The 15,820-nt window shown below is 66.6% G+C and carries 12 protein-coding genes and 1 pseudogene; 5 read left to right on the top strand and 8 right to left on the bottom strand.

The features are described 5' to 3' along the window. Positions 1 to 257 precede the first annotated feature (257 nt). Positions 258 to 1,202, top strand: coding sequence for a LysR family transcriptional regulator (locus AC04MI_RS17595; protein ID WP_209819471.1), 945 nt, complete (start codon positions 258 to 260; stop codon positions 1,200 to 1,202). A 443-nt stretch (positions 1,203 to 1,645) separates the two neighbouring features. Here AC04MI_RS17595 and AC04MI_RS17590 read toward each other — a convergent pair. The 3 genes and pseudogenes from AC04MI_RS17590 to AC04MI_RS17580 all read right to left on the bottom strand — a co-directional run. Further along, positions 1,646 to 2,566: pseudogene (locus AC04MI_RS17590) on the bottom strand (DUF4435 domain-containing protein); the annotation flags it as partial. Between the two features lie 583 nt (positions 2,567 to 3,149). Further along, a complete protein-coding gene (yjjJ, locus tag AC04MI_RS17585; RefSeq protein ID WP_436078621.1) occupies positions 3,150 to 4,508 on the bottom strand; it encodes a type II toxin-antitoxin system HipA family toxin YjjJ in 1,359 nt (452 codons plus the stop codon). An 87-nt stretch (positions 4,509 to 4,595) separates the two neighbouring features. Beyond that, positions 4,596 to 5,525, bottom strand: coding sequence for a LysR family transcriptional regulator (locus AC04MI_RS17580; RefSeq protein WP_476498267.1), 930 nt, complete (start codon positions 5,523 to 5,525; stop codon positions 4,596 to 4,598). Between the two features lie 83 nt (positions 5,526 to 5,608). Between AC04MI_RS17580 and AC04MI_RS17575 the strand changes: the two genes are divergently transcribed. Both AC04MI_RS17575 and AC04MI_RS17570 read left to right on the top strand, forming a co-directional pair. Beyond that, complete coding sequence (locus tag AC04MI_RS17575) at positions 5,609 to 6,625, top strand: tripartite tricarboxylate transporter substrate binding protein (RefSeq protein WP_436078619.1); 1,017 nt, start codon at positions 5,609 to 5,611, stop codon at positions 6,623 to 6,625. Positions 6,626 to 6,706: 81 nt separating this feature from the next. Next, positions 6,707 to 8,347 (top strand): FAD-dependent monooxygenase, encoded by a 1,641-nt coding sequence (locus AC04MI_RS17570; protein ID WP_436078618.1) that lies wholly within the window; start codon positions 6,707 to 6,709, stop codon positions 8,345 to 8,347. A gap of 98 nt (positions 8,348 to 8,445) precedes the next feature. Here AC04MI_RS17570 and AC04MI_RS17565 read toward each other — a convergent pair whose 3' ends face one another. Next, on the bottom strand, positions 8,446 to 9,561 hold the full coding sequence (locus AC04MI_RS17565; protein ID WP_436078617.1) for an LLM class flavin-dependent oxidoreductase: 1,116 nt from the start codon (positions 9,559 to 9,561) through the stop codon (positions 8,446 to 8,448). A gap of 363 nt (positions 9,562 to 9,924) precedes the next feature. On the opposite strand from AC04MI_RS17565, the gene AC04MI_RS17560 reads away from it, so the two are divergent. After that, on the top strand, positions 9,925 to 10,317 hold the full coding sequence (locus AC04MI_RS17560) for a VOC family protein (protein WP_056067560.1): 393 nt from the start codon (positions 9,925 to 9,927) through the stop codon (positions 10,315 to 10,317). A 168-nt stretch (positions 10,318 to 10,485) separates the two neighbouring features. On the opposite strand, the gene AC04MI_RS17555 is transcribed toward AC04MI_RS17560, so the two are convergent. The 4 genes from AC04MI_RS17555 to AC04MI_RS17540 all read right to left on the bottom strand — a co-directional run bounded on the left by AC04MI_RS17555 (position 10,486) and on the right by AC04MI_RS17540 (position 14,818). Next, positions 10,486 to 11,694: a c-type cytochrome gene (locus tag AC04MI_RS17555; RefSeq protein WP_476498265.1), complete on the bottom strand. Its 1,209-nt coding sequence runs from the start codon at positions 11,692 to 11,694 to the stop codon at positions 10,486 to 10,488. Between the two features lie 8 nt (positions 11,695 to 11,702). Then, on the bottom strand, positions 11,703 to 12,506 hold the full coding sequence (locus tag AC04MI_RS17550) for an ABC transporter ATP-binding protein (protein ID WP_476498264.1): 804 nt from the start codon (positions 12,504 to 12,506) through the stop codon (positions 11,703 to 11,705). Further along, positions 12,500 to 13,546: an ABC transporter permease gene (locus AC04MI_RS17545; protein WP_436078676.1), complete on the bottom strand. Its 1,047-nt coding sequence runs from the start codon at positions 13,544 to 13,546 to the stop codon at positions 12,500 to 12,502. Before AC04MI_RS17545 ends, AC04MI_RS17550 begins: the two co-directional genes overlap by 7 nt. 246 nt (positions 13,547 to 13,792) lie before the next feature. Beyond that, the gene (locus tag AC04MI_RS17540; protein ID WP_436078614.1) at positions 13,793 to 14,818 is read right to left on the bottom strand and encodes an ABC transporter substrate-binding protein; all 1,026 of its coding nucleotides are present in this window, start codon (positions 14,816 to 14,818) and stop codon (positions 13,793 to 13,795) included. A 204-nt stretch (positions 14,819 to 15,022) separates the two neighbouring features. Between AC04MI_RS17540 and AC04MI_RS17535 the strand changes: the two genes are divergently transcribed. Beyond that, positions 15,023 to 15,679 carry a cysteine dioxygenase family protein gene (locus AC04MI_RS17535; protein ID WP_436078613.1) on the top strand — a complete coding sequence of 219 codons (657 nt, stop codon included), beginning with the start codon at positions 15,023 to 15,025 and terminating at the stop codon, positions 15,677 to 15,679. Positions 15,680 to 15,820 lie beyond the last annotated feature (141 nt).

Here is a 15,820-nt window from a genome sequence, read left to right as displayed (position 1 = left end):
CGCCCAGCATGGGCTGGCTGTAGTACAGCGACGCCACGCTGAGCCCCGCCGTGGTCGCCAGCAGCAATAAGAGCGGCGCACTCACCGCCCCCTCCGCAGGCGGYGCCACCGGGGCCAGCCCCGCTGCGCCACTTGCATGCACGTTTTGAATGGAAGACATCACAACACCATCGGTTAAAAAGGAATGGTGCGATTGTTCTAGCCCGCCGCCGCGCTGGGTAGTAGGCTGAATTGCAGATTCGTTATACGCTTGGCGTATGACAAACACCCTGCCAGCCCTGCAACCCGGCGCCGACCGCATCGAGCTGATGCAGACCTTTGTCCGCATCGTCGAGGCCGGCAGCCTGTCTGCCGCCGCCCAGCAACTGGGCACCAGCCAGCCCACCGTGAGCCGCCGCCTGCAGGCGCTGGAGCGCAGCCTGGGCATCAAGCTGCTGCAGCGATCCACCCATGTGATGAAGCTTACCGAAGACGGCGACCGCTGCTTTGCCCACGCCAAGGCCCTGCTGGAAGACTGGCGCGCCATGGAAGACGACCTGCGCGGCACGGCCGACACCCCGCGCGGCACCCTGCGCGTGCTGGCGCCGCACGCCTTTGGGCAAGACCAGTTCATCGCCCCGCTGATGGCCTACCTGCGCCGCTACCCCGAGGTGGATGTGGAATGGATGCTGCACGACCGCCGCCCCAACTTCATCGCCGAAGGCATCGACTGCGCCATCCAGGTCGGTGCGGTGGACGACCCCAGCGTGGTCGCGGTGCGCCTGGCCGAAGTGCCCCGCATCGTGCTGGCCGCCCCCGCCCTGATGGCCGGGCGCCCCACGCCCCAGCACGCGCAAGACCTGCAGCCCCTGCCCTGGCTGGCCCTGAGCACCTTCTACCGCCGCGAGGTCACGCTGACCCAAGAGCCCGGCGGCGAAGCCCACACCTTCGGCATCACGCCCCGTTTGGCCACCGACAGCCTGTACGCCCTGCGCAGCGCCGCCCTGGCCGGGCTGGGGGCGTGCATTTCATCGGCGTGGATCGTGGACAACGATGTGCGGCAAGGGAAACTGCTGCACCTGGTGCCCAACTGGCACGCGGCGCCGCTGCCGGTGTATTTGGTGTACCCGTATGCGCGGTTTTATCCGGCAAGGTTGCGGCTGTTTTTGGAGGCGATGCGAGGGGCGATGCCGGGGTTGGTGGGGATGCGGGCAGTGGGGTGAGGGTCGAGGCTAATGGCGGAAATCAGCCAGGAGCGACCTGTGGCGGTAGATGAAAGCGGCCGCTCAACATCGGAGTTGACCGGCTCGCACCGTCAGGTGAGTAGCGCGCCGAACGCACCCATATATCTCTTCAACGCTGTTGCCAACTCGGCCCGGGCGTCGGTCCTTGCCAGCCTCAACACCAGCTCCGGCAACTCTCCAGCGCGTAAACCTAGCGCTGCACCTGCTTGACTCGCTAAAGACTTACGGTTGTAAACACTGAGAAGCCCCTCAAAATCGCGTGAAGCTAACAGCTGATTGAAGCGTTCGGACCAGTACGCATACAACTGTTGCACGTCTATTCCTCGTACTAGCTCCTCTAGGGAAGAGGTCAAAGCGGGCGCCCCGCGGGCAGTTTGATCGAAGCGCCCGAGCATGAACTGGATCTCACTGGCCACTCGAAGGGATACCTGTGTGTCCATCTCCTGCCGAATCCGACTGAAGATCTCGTCCGCGACCTTTTCGAAATCCCTTACAGGATCTCGCGCCAGACGGCGACTCACCAGTTCAATGACCTCCTTTGTGCAAAAAAGGTTTTCCACTTCGGCAACGCCCAAGACGAAAACACCGTCCGCTTCAAGTGATTTCACTTCAGCGTCCACGCGGCGATCGCGATCAACAATGCCATAGACACTCAGATGGTGCAGTTGAGGATTGGCTTTGAGCGCCTTGACCGAGTAGATCACCTGAGCGCAGCTACCCCTCGGAACGACAAGGTACCCATCGAGGAGCTCTCGATACAGCGAGACGTCGAAGCTGCCATTCTCCCCTTCTACAAAAACTACGGGCTTGCGGCTTCCCAGAACTTCAAGCAAAAGATCGTCCGGGAGTTTTTCATCGGGCTGTATTGCTTCCCAAGTCCATGTGCTCCCATCAAATGACTTGAGCCAGATCCGTGTTGCGGCTTCCTGTGCTGCTGCAAAGTCCAGATCGTGCGTGAGATATATGAAGAGGCAGTCGTCCCTCAGCTTTTCCACCTCCGACCAAAGGGGCATCTGAACCGATTTGTGAAGGTGCAGTTCTGGCTCATCGATCACGACGATTCCGTTTCTCGGAGCAGCAAGACATTGCCCTATGAGGTAAAAGATGACGCGCTCCCCGTCGCTCATCTCCGAGGCGTTGTAAATCTTCTCGGGCTGCTCCCTCAAGCGAGTTTGGACACGCAAGCCACCGATCACCAATTCCCGATGGGGAAGAATCCGCTCCCACACTTCCTTAACACGATCAATTTTTGTCACCGGCGGCTCAATTCGGGTCGTACTCGCCTTGTACGCCGCCTTGAACTTAGCGTTCTCCTCCGTCTCATCAGAGAAGAGGTAGGCCATAAGCTTTTCATAGTCGTTCAATAGAGCCGTGGCTGGCTTGCTCCCCCACTTGAACGCCATCTTGTTATTGGAATGTTGAGAATTCCCGAACAGGAGGTTTGCTTCAGCGAGGTTGATGGCCACCGGAGTAGTGGAGTCCGGCATCGACAAGGACTTCTGGGCCGATATCCGATGCACTAGGTCGCGCTGAGGAGACTGGAACTCTATCCACGTCCCGAGCCGGGTTTTCCCCGATCCATTAGCCCCAATAAAGAGGAGGCTCCTTGTCGTTTCAATGGTCTCAGTTGATCCGTCCGCACGCGGGAGTACGAGTGTGTGCTTCTTATTCACGGTGGTGTCCAGTGTCGGCATAACGTAATGAAGACCGCACCAACCCACAGACCATAGCTGGCGGTTGCGGTTTAAGTTGGCACGCAAAAAGCACCGAGAAGGTGCTTGCAGCCTAGCCACCGGATGAGCCTGATAGAAGGTCTGCGCTTGCGGGTCAAGGACGTGGATTTTGACCGAGAGTGATCGTGGCGCGCCAGCGCCGAATCACGCGCTATTTGTGCTTCTCGCAGTGAATCTCCGCACAGCGCCTCTCCTAAACCGCAAGCCGCCCGATACGCTCGGCCGCCACCGCCACATGGCGGAGCAACTCGGCCTTGCACACGTCGAAGCCCGCGCTGAACCCTTGTTCATCCTCCACCCGCCGCACAAACACCTGCGCCATCGCAAGCGCCTCTTTCCAAACCGCCGCGCTGACCTGCTCCCCCACCGTCAGTTCAAGCGTCCGATCCGGCAAGCCTCCCCCCGCCGTGGGTGCAAACGCCATAGGCGTCATGTCATAAGCAGGCGCCAGCTCATAAGGCCTGCGTCCCTCTGACAAGCACGAAAGATTGCCACTGTGCATGTCGGTGTTGCCGATCAGCGTGCCAAATGCCCACAGCAGGCACGCCGTGTCAAAGGCCTGGGGGGTGATGACGCCCTCCTTCCACAACGCCCTGGCGATCACCGGCCAGTTGCCGCCGCTGCCGACAAACTCGGCATCCAGCGCCGCAAAGGAATGCAGCGCCCTGCGCCCCCGCGCGCCCAGCCGGTCAAACCGCTGCACCTCCAGAAACCGTTGGGTGCCGTGCATCCAGGTCATCGACTGCGCGGCAGCCACGCCGTGGTCGCGCAGCACCTGCAGGGCGATGTGTTCGGCCAGCAGCAGGTCGCGCCAGCGGGCGCTGACGGGGGTGTCGAGTTCCGCAGTGAACTTGACCATCACATGCGCGGCGGTGCCGTCGGCCTGCTCTGCGTAGGCGGTGAACTTGGGTTGTTCCCCGGCGGCAGACGAGCCCGCCACTTCGCCGCGCGCTGCCAGGTCGGCCAGCTGGGCGTAGGTGTGCAGCTTTTGTGCGGCTGCAATGGGCACGGGGTCGGGCGCGTTGACGAACTGGTCGCGCGCGGTGGCGCCGATGAGCAGGTTGCCGGGCATGTCGTCGCCCTGGTCCAGGATGGCGCGCAGCGCGTGGGTGTCGCTCCAGTCGCCCAGCCGCTCGGGCAGGCCCAGGCGCTGGCCGTGCCGCTGGCAGTAGGCGCGCCCCAAGTAGCCCTGCGGGCGCATGTCAAAAAGCCACCACGGCAGGCCGTCGCGGTGCAGCCGGGCCCCGCCCGCCTCGACCATCACAAAGCCCTGTGGGCACACCGGGATCAGGGTGCCCAGGGTTTCGAGCGCGCCCTGGGGGGTGACGCGATACACGGTGGCTTCCAAGTCGGCGCGCAGGGGATCGCGCAGCGTGTACTGAATAGATCTTGCCGCGCCAAAAGGCACCACCTCATCCCCCAGCGCGATGAGTGCCCGGGAGACGGTGGGCTGGCTGACCTGCAGCGCCTGGGCCAACGTCTGCGCCTTGGCGGGGCCGGGGCGCAGCAGGAGGCGGATGGCGTTGGCGTAGGTCTGGGCGGCGGATGGCATGGCCTAAGGATACGCCGTTTGAATTGAAAATTGAATAGATAAAAGAATAGATAAAGCAGGCTGAATGGACTCTCCGGGCTCGCCCGACTACGCAGGCAACCGCACCGCAGCCTCTCGCAACGCATCGGCAAACGCCATGGCCGCCGGTTGTTGCTGCGTGCCCCGGCGGTAGGCCAGGTACAGGTCCAGATGCACCACAGGTTCGCGCAGCATGGCGACGCCCAGGCCCTGGCGCAGGCATTCTTCCAGCGCGAACGAGGGCACGATGGCGCTGCCACGGCCGGCGCGCACCATGCCGATCAAGGTGCCGATGAGGTTCATGCGGGGGCGCTCCTGGTGGGCCAGGCCCAGGCGGGAGAGCTGCTTTTCAATCACCACCTGGATGGGGTTGCCCGATGGCAGGCTGACCAGGGGCACGTCTTTGAGGCGGCTCCAGGGCTGGCTGTCAGACAGCTGGCCGCTGGTGTGCGCCGTATCGGGCGGGCTGATGCGCATGAGGCGGAACTTGCACAAGGGCTGGCGCGACAGCCCCACGGCGGGTTTGACGAAGAAGCCAAAGCCGATGTCGGCCTCGCCGTCGAGCACGCGCTGGCGCACGGTGCCCACCTCGACATCGCTGAGCTGCACCTGCACGCCAGGGTGGCTTTGCGCAAAGCAGCGAATCACCTCAGGCAGCAGGCTGGCCGAGATCATGGGCGTGGCCGCCACCAGCAGGCGCGAGCGCACGGCGGCCTCGTTGCCGTCCAGCACGGCGCCCAGGGCGCGCAGCTCGCCCACCACGCGCTCGGCCACGGGCTGCAGGCGGCGCCCGGCGTCGGTCAGCGTGATCGACCGGGTGGTGCGGTCAAACAAGCGGGCGCCCACCTRGTCCTCCAGCTCCTTGACCAGCATGCTCATGCCCGAGGGCGACAGGTGCACCTGCTCGGCCGCCTTGGCAAAGCTTTGCAGGCGCGTCACCTCCAGAAAAGCGTGGAGCTGGCGGGTGCTGACATTCATCAGCTTTGATGAAGAATTCATCAGAATTTTCCGTTTGATCAATATCAAGAGTGTCGTTGTAATCGACCCGCAACGCCCTTTCAACGACTAAAGAGACAAGCCCCATGTTCGATCAGCCTGCATTGCGCGCCAACGCGCACCCGCCCTCCCCCCAACGCCGCAGCCTGGTGCTGGGCGTGCTGGCCGCCACAGCAGCCGCCGCCACGCCCAGGGCCTGGGCACAGACGGGGGCCGATGCGCCAGTGCGGCTGGTGGTGCCGTTCACGCCCGGCACGGGCATCGACCTGATTGCGCGGCAAATTGCGCAGCCGCTGTCTGACCGGCTCAAGCGCCCGTTTTTTGTGGAGAACAAGGCGGGGGCGTCCGGCATCATCGGCACGCAAGAGGTGGTGCGCGCGGCGCCCGACGGCACCACGCTGCTGGTCAGCGTGAACACGCTGGTGATGAACATGGCGCTGTACCCAAAGCAGGGCTTTAACCCGCTGACGGACCTGGTGCCGGTGAGCCAGACGAGCTGGGGACAGCTGCTGCTGGTGGCGTCGGCCGGGTCGAAGATCGAATCGCTCAAGGACCTGATGGACCGCGCCCGGGCCAAGCCCGGCTCGCTCAACTACGGCTCGCCCGGTGCGGGCACGCCGCACCACCTGGCGATGGAGCTGCTGAAGAACCGGGCCAAGATTTCGCTCACCCACATCAGCTACCGGGGCACCGCCCCGGCCGTGACAGACCTGCTGGGCGGGCAGATCGACGCGATGTTCCTGCCCATCCACGTGGCCTTGCAGCACGTGAAGGCGGGCAAGCTGAAGGCACTGGCCATCAGCTCTGACACGCCGCACCCGCTGCTGCCCGAGGTGCCGTCGCTGGGCACGCTGAAGCTGGGCGACCTGAACGTGGACATGTGGTACGGCGTGTTTGCCCCCGCAGGCACGCCCCGCGCGATGGTGGACCGGCTCAACACCGAGCTGCGCGATGTGCTGGCATCGCCCGCCGTGGCCAAGTCGTTCGAGACCCAGGGCATGACGCCCGCCCACAGCTCGCCAGACGCCTTCCAGAAGCTGGTGACGGCTGACGCCAAGCGCTGGGCCGATCTCATCAAGGCCCAGGGCATCACCGCCGAGTAACCGCAAACCACCAGCACCACGCAGCACCGCACAACAACACACTGCAGCCCGTACCGAACAGAATCGAACAAAACCAACAACATGAACCAGCAAGCAACCGTGGCGCCGCAGCAGGACGCCGAAGTGATCATCGTGGGCGGCGGCCCGGTCGGCATGGGCCTGGCCATTGAGCTGGGCCAGCGCGGCGTGAGCGTGATTGTGGTGGAGCGCTATGTGCAGCCCCAGCCCATTCCCAAGGGGCAGAACCTGACGCAGCGCACCATGGAGCACTTTCACTTCTGGGGTGCCGAAAAGCAGCTGCGCGCAGCGCGCACCATACCGGTCGAATACGGCATTGGCGGCCTGACCGCACATGGCACGCTGCTGGGGCCCTACAGCTACGACTGGCTGCAGCGCGACCTGGTCAAGCCCTACTACTTCACGGCCAACGAGCGGCTGCCGCAGTACGCCACCGAGGCCGTGCTGCGCCAGCGCGTGGCCCAGCTACCGTCGGTGCAGACCCTCTACGGCTGGGAGACCAGCACCGTGGCGCAGGACGATGCGGGCGTGTCCGTCACCATCCAGCAGCGCGGCGACGGCAAGGCCCAGCGCGTGCTGCGCGGCGCCTATGTGGTGGGGTCGGACGGGGCGCGGTCGGTGGTCCGGGAGCAGGCGGGCATCACCCATACCCGCACCGACCACGACCGCATGATGGTGCTGCTGGTGTTCAAGTCGCAAGGCCTGCACCAGCTGCTGGAGCGCTACCCCGGCAAGTCTTACTACAACGTGCTGCAGCCCGAGCTGAAGGGCTACTGGAAGTTTCTGGGCCGGGTGGACCTGGGCAGCACCTGGTTCTTTCACGCCCCGGTGCCGCCGGGCACCACCAAAGACAACTTTGACTTTGCCGCTTACCTGCACGAGGCAGTGGGCGCGGAGTTTGAGGTGGAGTTTGAGCACATCGGCTTTTGGGACCTGCGCTTCATGCTGGCCGACAGCTACCGCAAGGGCCGGGTGTTCATCGCGGGTGATGCCGCCCACAGCCACCCGCCCTACGGCGGCTATGGCGTGAACTCGGGCCTGGAAGACGCGCGCAACCTGGGCTGGAAGCTGGCCGCCACGCTGCAAGGCTGGGGCGGCGAGCGCCTGCTGGACTCGTACAACGCCGAGCGGCGCCCGGTGTTTGCGTCCACCATCAATGACTTCATTGCGCGCTCCATCGAGACTGACAAGGAGTTTCTGGACACCCACGACCCGGCGCAGGACCAGGCAGCGTTTGAGGCCGCGTGGCAGGCGCGCGCGCAGGGTGCCGTGGGCGAGGTGCATGCGTTTGAGCCGCACTATGAGGGCTCGGGCATGGTGTGGGGCAACGAGGGCCGCGCCAGCAGCGCCAAGGGATCGCACCGGTTTGAGGCGCGGCCTGGCCACCACCTGGCACCCGCCACGCTGCCCAGCGGGCGCAATGTGTTTGAGGAGCTGGGCCCGGGCTTTTCGCTGCTGGTGGTGGGCGGCGACGGCGCCCACGCGCCATCGGTGCAGGCCTTTCGCGAGGCGGCGGCGGGCATGGGACTGCCGCTGCGGCTGGTGGACTGTGGTGACGGGGGCGAAGGCACCGAGCCTGCGCGCTATGGCGCACCGCTGGTGCTGGTGCGGCCCGACCAGTTTGTGGCCTGGACGGCGCCTGCTGGCGGCCCCGTGTTGACCGCAGCGCAAGCCCGCGACGTTCTGGCGCGGGTGGCGGGGTAGCCGCACGGGCGCGGCCGCTGGGTTAGCGGCAACGCCCCAGCCCGGGAGTGATCCAGGCCAGGGCGCGATCCAGGCCGGGGCGCTACGCAGCCAATCGCTCAGGCGGCCTTGCGCAGCGCTGCGGGCGCCACCGGTGTCTGCTGCCCGTCGCGCTCTGCCACCTTGGCGCGCACCAGGGGCAGCAGCTCGCGGCCGTACTCGATAGCGTCCACCAGCGGGTCAAAGCCACGGATCAGGAAGGTGGTGATGCCCAGGTCGTAGTACTTGAGCAGTGCGTCGGCTACCTGCTCGGGCGTACCCACCAGCGATGTGGAGTTGGACCGGCCGCCCAGCTCGCGCGCAATGGCCGTCCACAGGCGTTCGTCCACACGGTCGCCCTTGGCGGCGTCAGCCAGCAGGCGCTGCGCGCCTTCGCTCTGCTGCGGGCCCACGCCGCGCGAGTAGCCTTGGCTCACACGCAAACGGCGCGTGTCTTCCAGAATGCGCTCCGCCTTGGCCCAGGCTTCGTCCTCGGTCTTGCCCAGGATGGGGCGGAACGAGATGCTGAAGTCCACATGCCGGCCCTGCAAGGTGGCCTCGGCGCGCACACGGCGCACCAGGTCGCCCGCCTGGGCCAGCGACTCGCCCCACAGCGCGTACACGTCGGCATGTTTGCCGGCCACCCGCAGGGCAGGTGCAGAGGCACCACCAAAGTAGATGGGCACGCGCTGGCCTTGCAGGGGCTTGACTTCCGACACCACGCCCTTGGCGCGGTAGTAGGTGCCTTCGTGGTCAAAGGGTTTGTCTTCGGCCCACACGCGGCGCAGAACGGTGAGGTATTCATCGGTGCGCGCATAGCGCTCGTCGTGGTTCAGGAAGTCGCCATCGCGCTGCTGGTCTTCGTCCGAGCCGCCGCTGATGTAGTGCACGGCCAGGCGGCCGTTGGTGTAGTGGTCCAGCGTGGCCAGCTGGCGCGCGGCGAGCGTGGGCGCCACAAAGCCGGGGCGGTGCGCCAGCAGGAACTTGATCTTGTCGGTGACCGATGCCGCGTACGTGACGGTCAGCAGCGTGTCGGGGCTGGACGAGCTGGCAGGCACCAGGATGCGGTCAAACCCCGCGTGCTCGTGCGCCTGGGCAAACACGCGCACATAGGCGGGGTCCACCGCCGGACCTTTGCGGGCGATGGTTTCAGAGACTTCGTGCGGCTGGATCATGCCGATGAACTGGACGGGCATAGCGGGCTCCTGTGGCGATGGGATGAAACAAGGTTGGGTGAATGGTTGGCAACGTCACGCGTGCGGGACTGCAGCCATGATCTGCCCGCCCCTGGCGCGCGCCAACGAAGAAAAACGCGTTTGCAAAGTTGTGCGGCGCATAGGCCCCGTTGCACACGGCGATGGGGTGCACCGCCGCCGTGCGCGCCGCTATGCTGTGGCGAGTTGCCATCCAGACTCCGCAGCCTGGCCGTCAGCGTCGGCATGGTCGGCCAGTGCGTTGCCGATCTGAACGCCTGGCCCTGGCCTCTGACCGCTGGCTCCTCACTCCTCACTCCTCACAATGGCCAGCTCACTTCGCATCCAGAAAGGACCCAACCCACCATGCTCTCGCACGTTTTTGTTGGCATCACAGATTTCGAGCGCGCCCTGGCGTTCTACCGGCCGGTGCTGGCCTCGCTGGGCATTCAGGAGCGCTTTTGCGAAGCCGAGCGGCCCTGGGCGGGCTGGGAGTCCACCCCCGGCCCCCGGCCGCTGTTTGTGATTGCCCGCCCGTTCAACGGCGAGGTGCCCCACCCTGGCAACGGGCTGATGGTGGCCTTCATGGCCGCCACGCGCAGCCAGGTGGACGCGGCCCATGCGCTGGCGCTGAGCCTGGGCGGCCAGTGCGAGGGCCGCCCCGGGCTGCGGCCCGAGTACCACGCCAACTACTACGGCGCGTATTTTCGGGACCCGGACGGCAACAAGCTGTGCGTGGCGTCGCACGGACAGGCGTAGCGCAGGGTGGCGCCGGGCGGGCGGGAGGCCCCTGCACTGCCTATTGGAGGAAAAACGGCCTCAAGCGCTAGTCGATAAAGCGCCAGCTGCTATTTTTTTAAGAGCAGCCTGAGCGCGACCCAGGCGTTCGCTCGCAGCGCGCTGCCAACACGCTGGTGGCAGGCACTGTCAGTGCGGGAAGCCACCCCGCACCAGCCGCACGGGCTCTGCGTCCATGCGGCGAATCAGCGCCTGCAGGCCATCGCCCGCAGCGTTGGCAGCTACATCGGCAGAAGGCAGCTGCTGGGCCGCTGGCGCAGTGCGGCAGACCAGATCGTCCTCCGACCATGCGGCCTTGCCCGGCTGGCCCCGTGCGCGCAGCCAGCCCGCGCGGTCTGCGATGAGCTGGTGGCCGGGCAGGTCGCTGGCGGGAACGCCCAGCACCAGGGCCAATGCCAACGGCGCTGCGGTATCGGTGGTCAGGCATTCCGCATCGGCGGCAGCAGCATCGGGAGCGTGCGCCGCGCCGGGCCCGGGGTGCGCCACCACCAGCGAAACAAGGCGTGGATCATCGGCAGGCAAGGGGCTGCCGCTGCCTGGCAGCACCACGCGCAGCCGCTGCCCCACCAGGCTGCGCGCCGTGTGCTGACGCCCCTGGCGGCACAGCACGGCCACGTCGGGCAGGCGCACGGGGCGGTCCCAGGTGCCCGATTCGCGCAGCATCTGGCCTGCGGCATGGGCTTGCAGGTAGTCCAGCACCTCCCACACCTGGGCGTCGGTGAGCTGCGTGCTGCCAAAGCCGGGCATGGTCTGCACGCCGTTGCGGCCCTGCATGCCGTGGCGCACGCGCCAGAAGAGTTCGCCATCCAGCCGCTTCCACAGCAGCGCGCCGTTCAGGTTGGGCGGCCACATGGCCAGCTGGGCTGCGTCGGGTCCTTCGCCGTTGGCACTGGCGCCATGGCAGCGCACGCAATGCTGCTGGTACACCGCCTGGCCGCGCACGATGCCCTGCGCAGTGAAGCCCGTGGGTGACTGGTGCAGGCTGGTTGCCACGGCGGGCGTCAGCAGCAGGTGGCGATGGGGCCAGGGCGCAAACACCACCAGTGCAGCGGCCAGCCACCACAGCGGCTTGCGGCCGCGCCGCCACGCCACGGATACCGCCAGCGCCAGCAGCGCCACACCCACACACAGCAGCGACAGCAGCACGCGCCGCGCGTGGCCGGCATCCACCACCAGCATCTCGGCGGCCACACGGTGCGCAAACGGCCAGGCGGGCTGGCCGTGCACATCGGGCGCGAGGCCCACGGCATGCAGCAGCGCGCGCAGGCCCTGCTGGGTGGCCTGCAGGCCTTCGAGCAGAGCGGCCAGCCACTCGGGCGGCAACGACAACCAGGCCAAGGCGGTGGCTACCAGCTGGCGTCCAGCCCCAGCAACGCCAGCGCCTCGTGGCGCAGGGCCGCCAGGCGTGGGTCGCCCCGGTGGCGCGGGTACGGCAGGTCGTTGACCAGCACCTGCTTGACGCGCGCAGGCCGGTCAGAGAACACCACCACGCGCTGCGCCATGAACAGCGCTTCTTCCACATCGTGCGTGACGAGCAAGGCCGAGAAGCCTTCGCGCTGCCACAGCTGCACCAGCTCGGTCTGCATGGACAGGCGCGTGAGCGAGTCGAGCTTGCCCAGCGGCTCGTCCAGCACCAGCAAGGTGGGGTCGTTGACCAGCGCACGCGCCAGCGCCACGCGCTGCGCCATGCCGCCCGACAGCTGGTGCGGGAAGGCCTTGGCAAAGTCCTGCAGCCCAACCAGGGCCAGCGCTTCGTCCACGCGATGGCGCTGGGATTTGAGAATGCCCCGCGCCTGCAGGCCCAGGGCCACGTTGTCCCACACGGTGCGCCAGGGGAACAGCGTGGGGTCCTGGAACACCACGATGCGCGACGGGTCGGGCTGGGTGATGGGGGCGCCATCCTGCAGCAGCTCGCCGGTGGTGGCGGGCTCCAGCCCCGCCACCAGGCGCAGCAGCGTGCTCTTGCCGCAGCCGCTGGGGCCCAGCAGGGCCACGAACTCGCCGGGTGCTATGGACAAGTCCAGCTCGTCTATCACGTGCAGCGGGCCTGCGGGCAGGTCAAACCAGTGGCTGACATTGCGCACGTCAATGCGTGCGCCGGTCACACGGGCCGCCGTAGAGATTTCCGGAACCGTCGCGGAACTCACCATTTCACCACCCCCTTCTGCCACGACAGCACCCTGTCGCGCAGCACAAACAGCAGCGTGATCACGCCCGAGAACAACAGTGCCATCACGATGAGCGCCGCATACATGTTGGGATACGCCGCCCAGCCCTGCGCCCAGGTGAGGTACCAGCCCAGGCCCGCCTTCACGCCCAGCATCTCGGCCACCACCAGGGTGGAGAACGCCGCGCCCAGGCCCATGAACAGGCCCACAAACACCTGCGGCAGCGCCGCCGGGATGGCCACGCGCAGCACCAGAAACCAGGGCGACGCACCCATGGTGCGGGCCACGTCATAAAAGTTCTTGTGYACCCCGGCCACGCCCGACCAGGTGAGGATGGCCACCGGGAAGGCCGTGCCCAGCGCAATCAAAAAGATCGCGGTGGACCAGCTGGACGGAAAGAAATAGAAGCTGACCGGCAGCAGCGCGGTGGTGGGCACCGGGCCCAGGATGCGCAGCACCGGGTGGATCCAGTAACTGGCCTGGCGCGACCAGCCGATCAGCACGCCCGTGACAAAACCCGCCGCTGCGCCGATGGCAATGCCCAGTGCCAGCAGGCGGATGGAGGCGCCCGCGCTCTCCAGCAACCGCGACCAGTCGGTGGCGTACACCTCCACCAGGCTTTGGGGCGGTGCAAAGAAGGGCGGTGGCAGCGTGCCCAGCTTGGCGGTGAACACCTCCCACACCGCCAGGCCGACGGCAATGGCCACCAGCCACGGTCCAGCCGCACGCACGCGGCGCACCACGGCAGCCAGCGGACGGGCCAGCACCATCAGCGCCAGCAGCAACGCCGACACGCCCCCCGCACCCCAGGCGAACTCTTCGGTAAACGCCCATTCGCTGAAACCCGCCGGCTTGTTGGGCCACAGGCCCGTGAGCAAGGCCAGCCCCGCCCAGGCCACGGCGGCGGCCAGCCCCGCCCACCAGACCCCCTGAGCCGCTTTGGCCGCCTTGAAGTCGGGCGCGGTGGCAAGCTGCGCACGCGCAGCACGGGGCGCACCGGATGATGGGCTGGGCGCACGCAGCGGGGGCTGCGAAGGCTTGGGGCTGATGCCCGGCGGGGCGCCCAGGATGTTGTCGGCAACAGTGCTCATAGTCGGGTCCAGTCAGATCGATTCAGGTCCAGTGGTATTCATTCATCACGGTGAATGTTTGGCCATAGCCGCGCGAGGTGGGCGCGGCCCATGCGAGGGCTGCGTTCCCCTGCCCGCAATGCGAAGCACTGCGAGAGCGGGGGGATGGCGCGCAGCGACTCAGGGGGGTGCCCTTTGCTACACCAACACGTCAGCGTGGACGTGGGCCGCGAAGCGCGCAGGGTCGGTGCCGGGCTTGAGCACGCCCACCAGCTTGAAGTCGCGGGCATAGAACTCGATCTCCTGCCGCAGCGCCGTGCCCACCGGGTGGCTGCGGTGCGTGAGCGTGCCCAGCACGGCGCGCAGGTCCTCCTGCGGCACCTTGGAATACGGGCTGAAGATGCGCGCCGTTTCGTTGGGGTTGTCGGCCACGAAGTCCGACGCCTCGATGATGGCGCGGGTCAGCGCGGCTGCCGTGCCCTTGTCGTTGCGCACCATGGCGCCGCTCACGCCCAGCACGCAGCAGGTCTTGGCCGCGTATTCGCCCGACAGGTTGGACGCCAGGTCCACCAGGCCCTTGGTGCGGCGCTGGATCAGCAGCAGGTTGGGGTCGCCATCGGCAATGGCCTGGGCCTCGCCTTTTTCCACCGCCAGGCCCAGCATGTCGCCAGGGAACTGGCGCCAGGTCACGTCCTTCTCGGGGTTCAGCCCGGCCTTGGTCAGCAGCACCGAAAAGAAGTTCTTGCCGGGGCTGTTGAGGTCCGACACCGCAATGGTCTTGCCCTTGAGCTTTTGCAGGCTGGTCACGCCCGCGGCCTCGTAGCCCACCAGGCGCGAGCAACCGCCGTGCGAGCTGCCCACCAGCTTCACGTCAAAGCCCGACTCCAGCGGCTTGATCCAGCGGTGCACCATGCCCAGGCCCGCGTCGGCCTTGGAGGTGGCGATGGTCTCCAGCAACTGGTCAGTGGAGCCCGCAAAGTTGATCAGCTCGACCTTGAGGCCATGTTTTTCAAAAATGCCGCGCTCGATGGCGACCGGCGCGGCCGACAGGCAGATGGCGTTGGCGTTCCACGCCAGCTTTACCTCGCGCAGCTTGCCCGCGGCCAGCACGTGGCTGCCCACCACACTCGACGCCCCCACCACGCTGGCCGCGCCCGCTGTCTGCAACAGCTGCCGGCGCGTCCAGCGCCCTCCCACCCCACCTTGGCCTTGAATCTTGCTCATGTTGTGCCCTTTTGGTTGTCAAATCCTGATCGGCGCTGCGATTGCCCGTGAATTCCTGTGGATGCCTGCGAGCCGGTCCGCACCGCCGTTACGATGGATTGGCATTGAACTGAAAGACGCCTCGCAACAGAACGAAGAAAAACAGGGATGCATATGCAAAACACGCAACACACGGGCAGCCCGGGCGCTGGTGCAATACCGGGCATGAGTGCATTGCCCAACCCATCGACACCACCCACGTCCCCCTCCGCCCCCCACACCGCCCGCCTGCGCCACTTTATGCAGCAGCTGGCCGCGCTGGTGGAGCAGCGCCTGCCCGAGCCCGACACCCTGACCCAGGGCGCGACGCTGCTGCGCACGCTGGTGGCCCATGACGACTGGCTGCCCGACACCTATGCCCAGCCCCACCCCGATCGCTACCAGCAGTACCTGCTGCATGCCGACGCATTGGGGCGCTTTTCGGTCGTGAGTTTTGTGTGGGGCCCGGGCCAGGCCACGCCCATTCATGACCACACCGTGTGGGGCCTGATCGGCATGCTGCGCGGCGCCGAGGATTCGCAGGCCTATGCCCGCACGCCCGACGGCCGCTGGGCACCGCAGGGCGAGCCCGTGCGGCTGCAGCCGGGCCAGGTGGAGGCCGTCTCGCCCAACGACCCCGCCATAGGCGACGTGCACCGCGTGGGCAATGCCTGGGAGGGCCACACCTCCATCAGCATCCACGTGTACGGCGCCAACATCGGCGCGGTGCAGCGCAGCGTGTACCTGGAGGACGGCACGCGCAAGCCGTTCATCTCGGGCTACAGCAACAGCACCCTGCCCAACCTCTGGGACCTGTCCAAAAACCCTGCACCGGCTGCCTGAAGCCGATCCGACCCAACACCAAGACCATGACCGCTCCCGCCCTGCCCCAGACTTCGTTCCACCAGGTTCGCGAGGCCCTGCTCGCCCGCCAGGAAATCGCCTTGCTCGACGTGCGCGAGGAAGACCCGTTTGCCCAAAGCC

The organism is Acidovorax sp. LjRoot204 (genome assembly GCF_056175785.1).
Note: the sequence above shows the minus strand (reverse complement) of the source record. Positions and strands in the feature narration are given on the sequence as shown.

What these genes read in the sequence shown, in the direction of transcription:
- AC04MI_RS17595 (WP_209819471.1), top strand. Translation starts at nt 258, where the DNA reads ATGACAAACACCCTGCCAGCCCTGCAACCCGGCGCCGACCGCATCGAG.
- AC04MI_RS17575 (WP_436078619.1), top strand. Translation starts at nt 5,609, where the DNA reads ATGTTCGATCAGCCTGCATTGCGCGCCAACGCGCACCCGCCCTCCCCC.
- AC04MI_RS17570 (WP_436078618.1), top strand. Translation starts at nt 6,707, where the DNA reads ATGAACCAGCAAGCAACCGTGGCGCCGCAGCAGGACGCCGAAGTGATC.
- AC04MI_RS17565 (WP_436078617.1), bottom strand. Translation starts at nt 9,561, where the DNA reads ATGCCCGTCCAGTTCATCGGCATGATCCAGCCGCACGAAGTCTCTGAA.
- yjjJ (WP_436078621.1), bottom strand. Translation starts at nt 4,508, where the DNA reads ATGCCATCCGCCGCCCAGACCTACGCCAACGCCATCCGCCTCCTGCTG.
- AC04MI_RS17560 (WP_056067560.1), top strand. Translation starts at nt 9,925, where the DNA reads ATGCTCTCGCACGTTTTTGTTGGCATCACAGATTTCGAGCGCGCCCTG.
- AC04MI_RS17535 (WP_436078613.1), top strand. Translation starts at nt 15,023, where the DNA reads ATGAGTGCATTGCCCAACCCATCGACACCACCCACGTCCCCCTCCGCC.
- AC04MI_RS17550 (WP_476498264.1), bottom strand. Translation starts at nt 12,506, where the DNA reads ATGGTGAGTTCCGCGACGGTTCCGGAAATCTCTACGGCGGCCCGTGTG.
- AC04MI_RS17540 (WP_436078614.1), bottom strand. Translation starts at nt 14,818, where the DNA reads ATGAGCAAGATTCAAGGCCAAGGTGGGGTGGGAGGGCGCTGGACGCGC.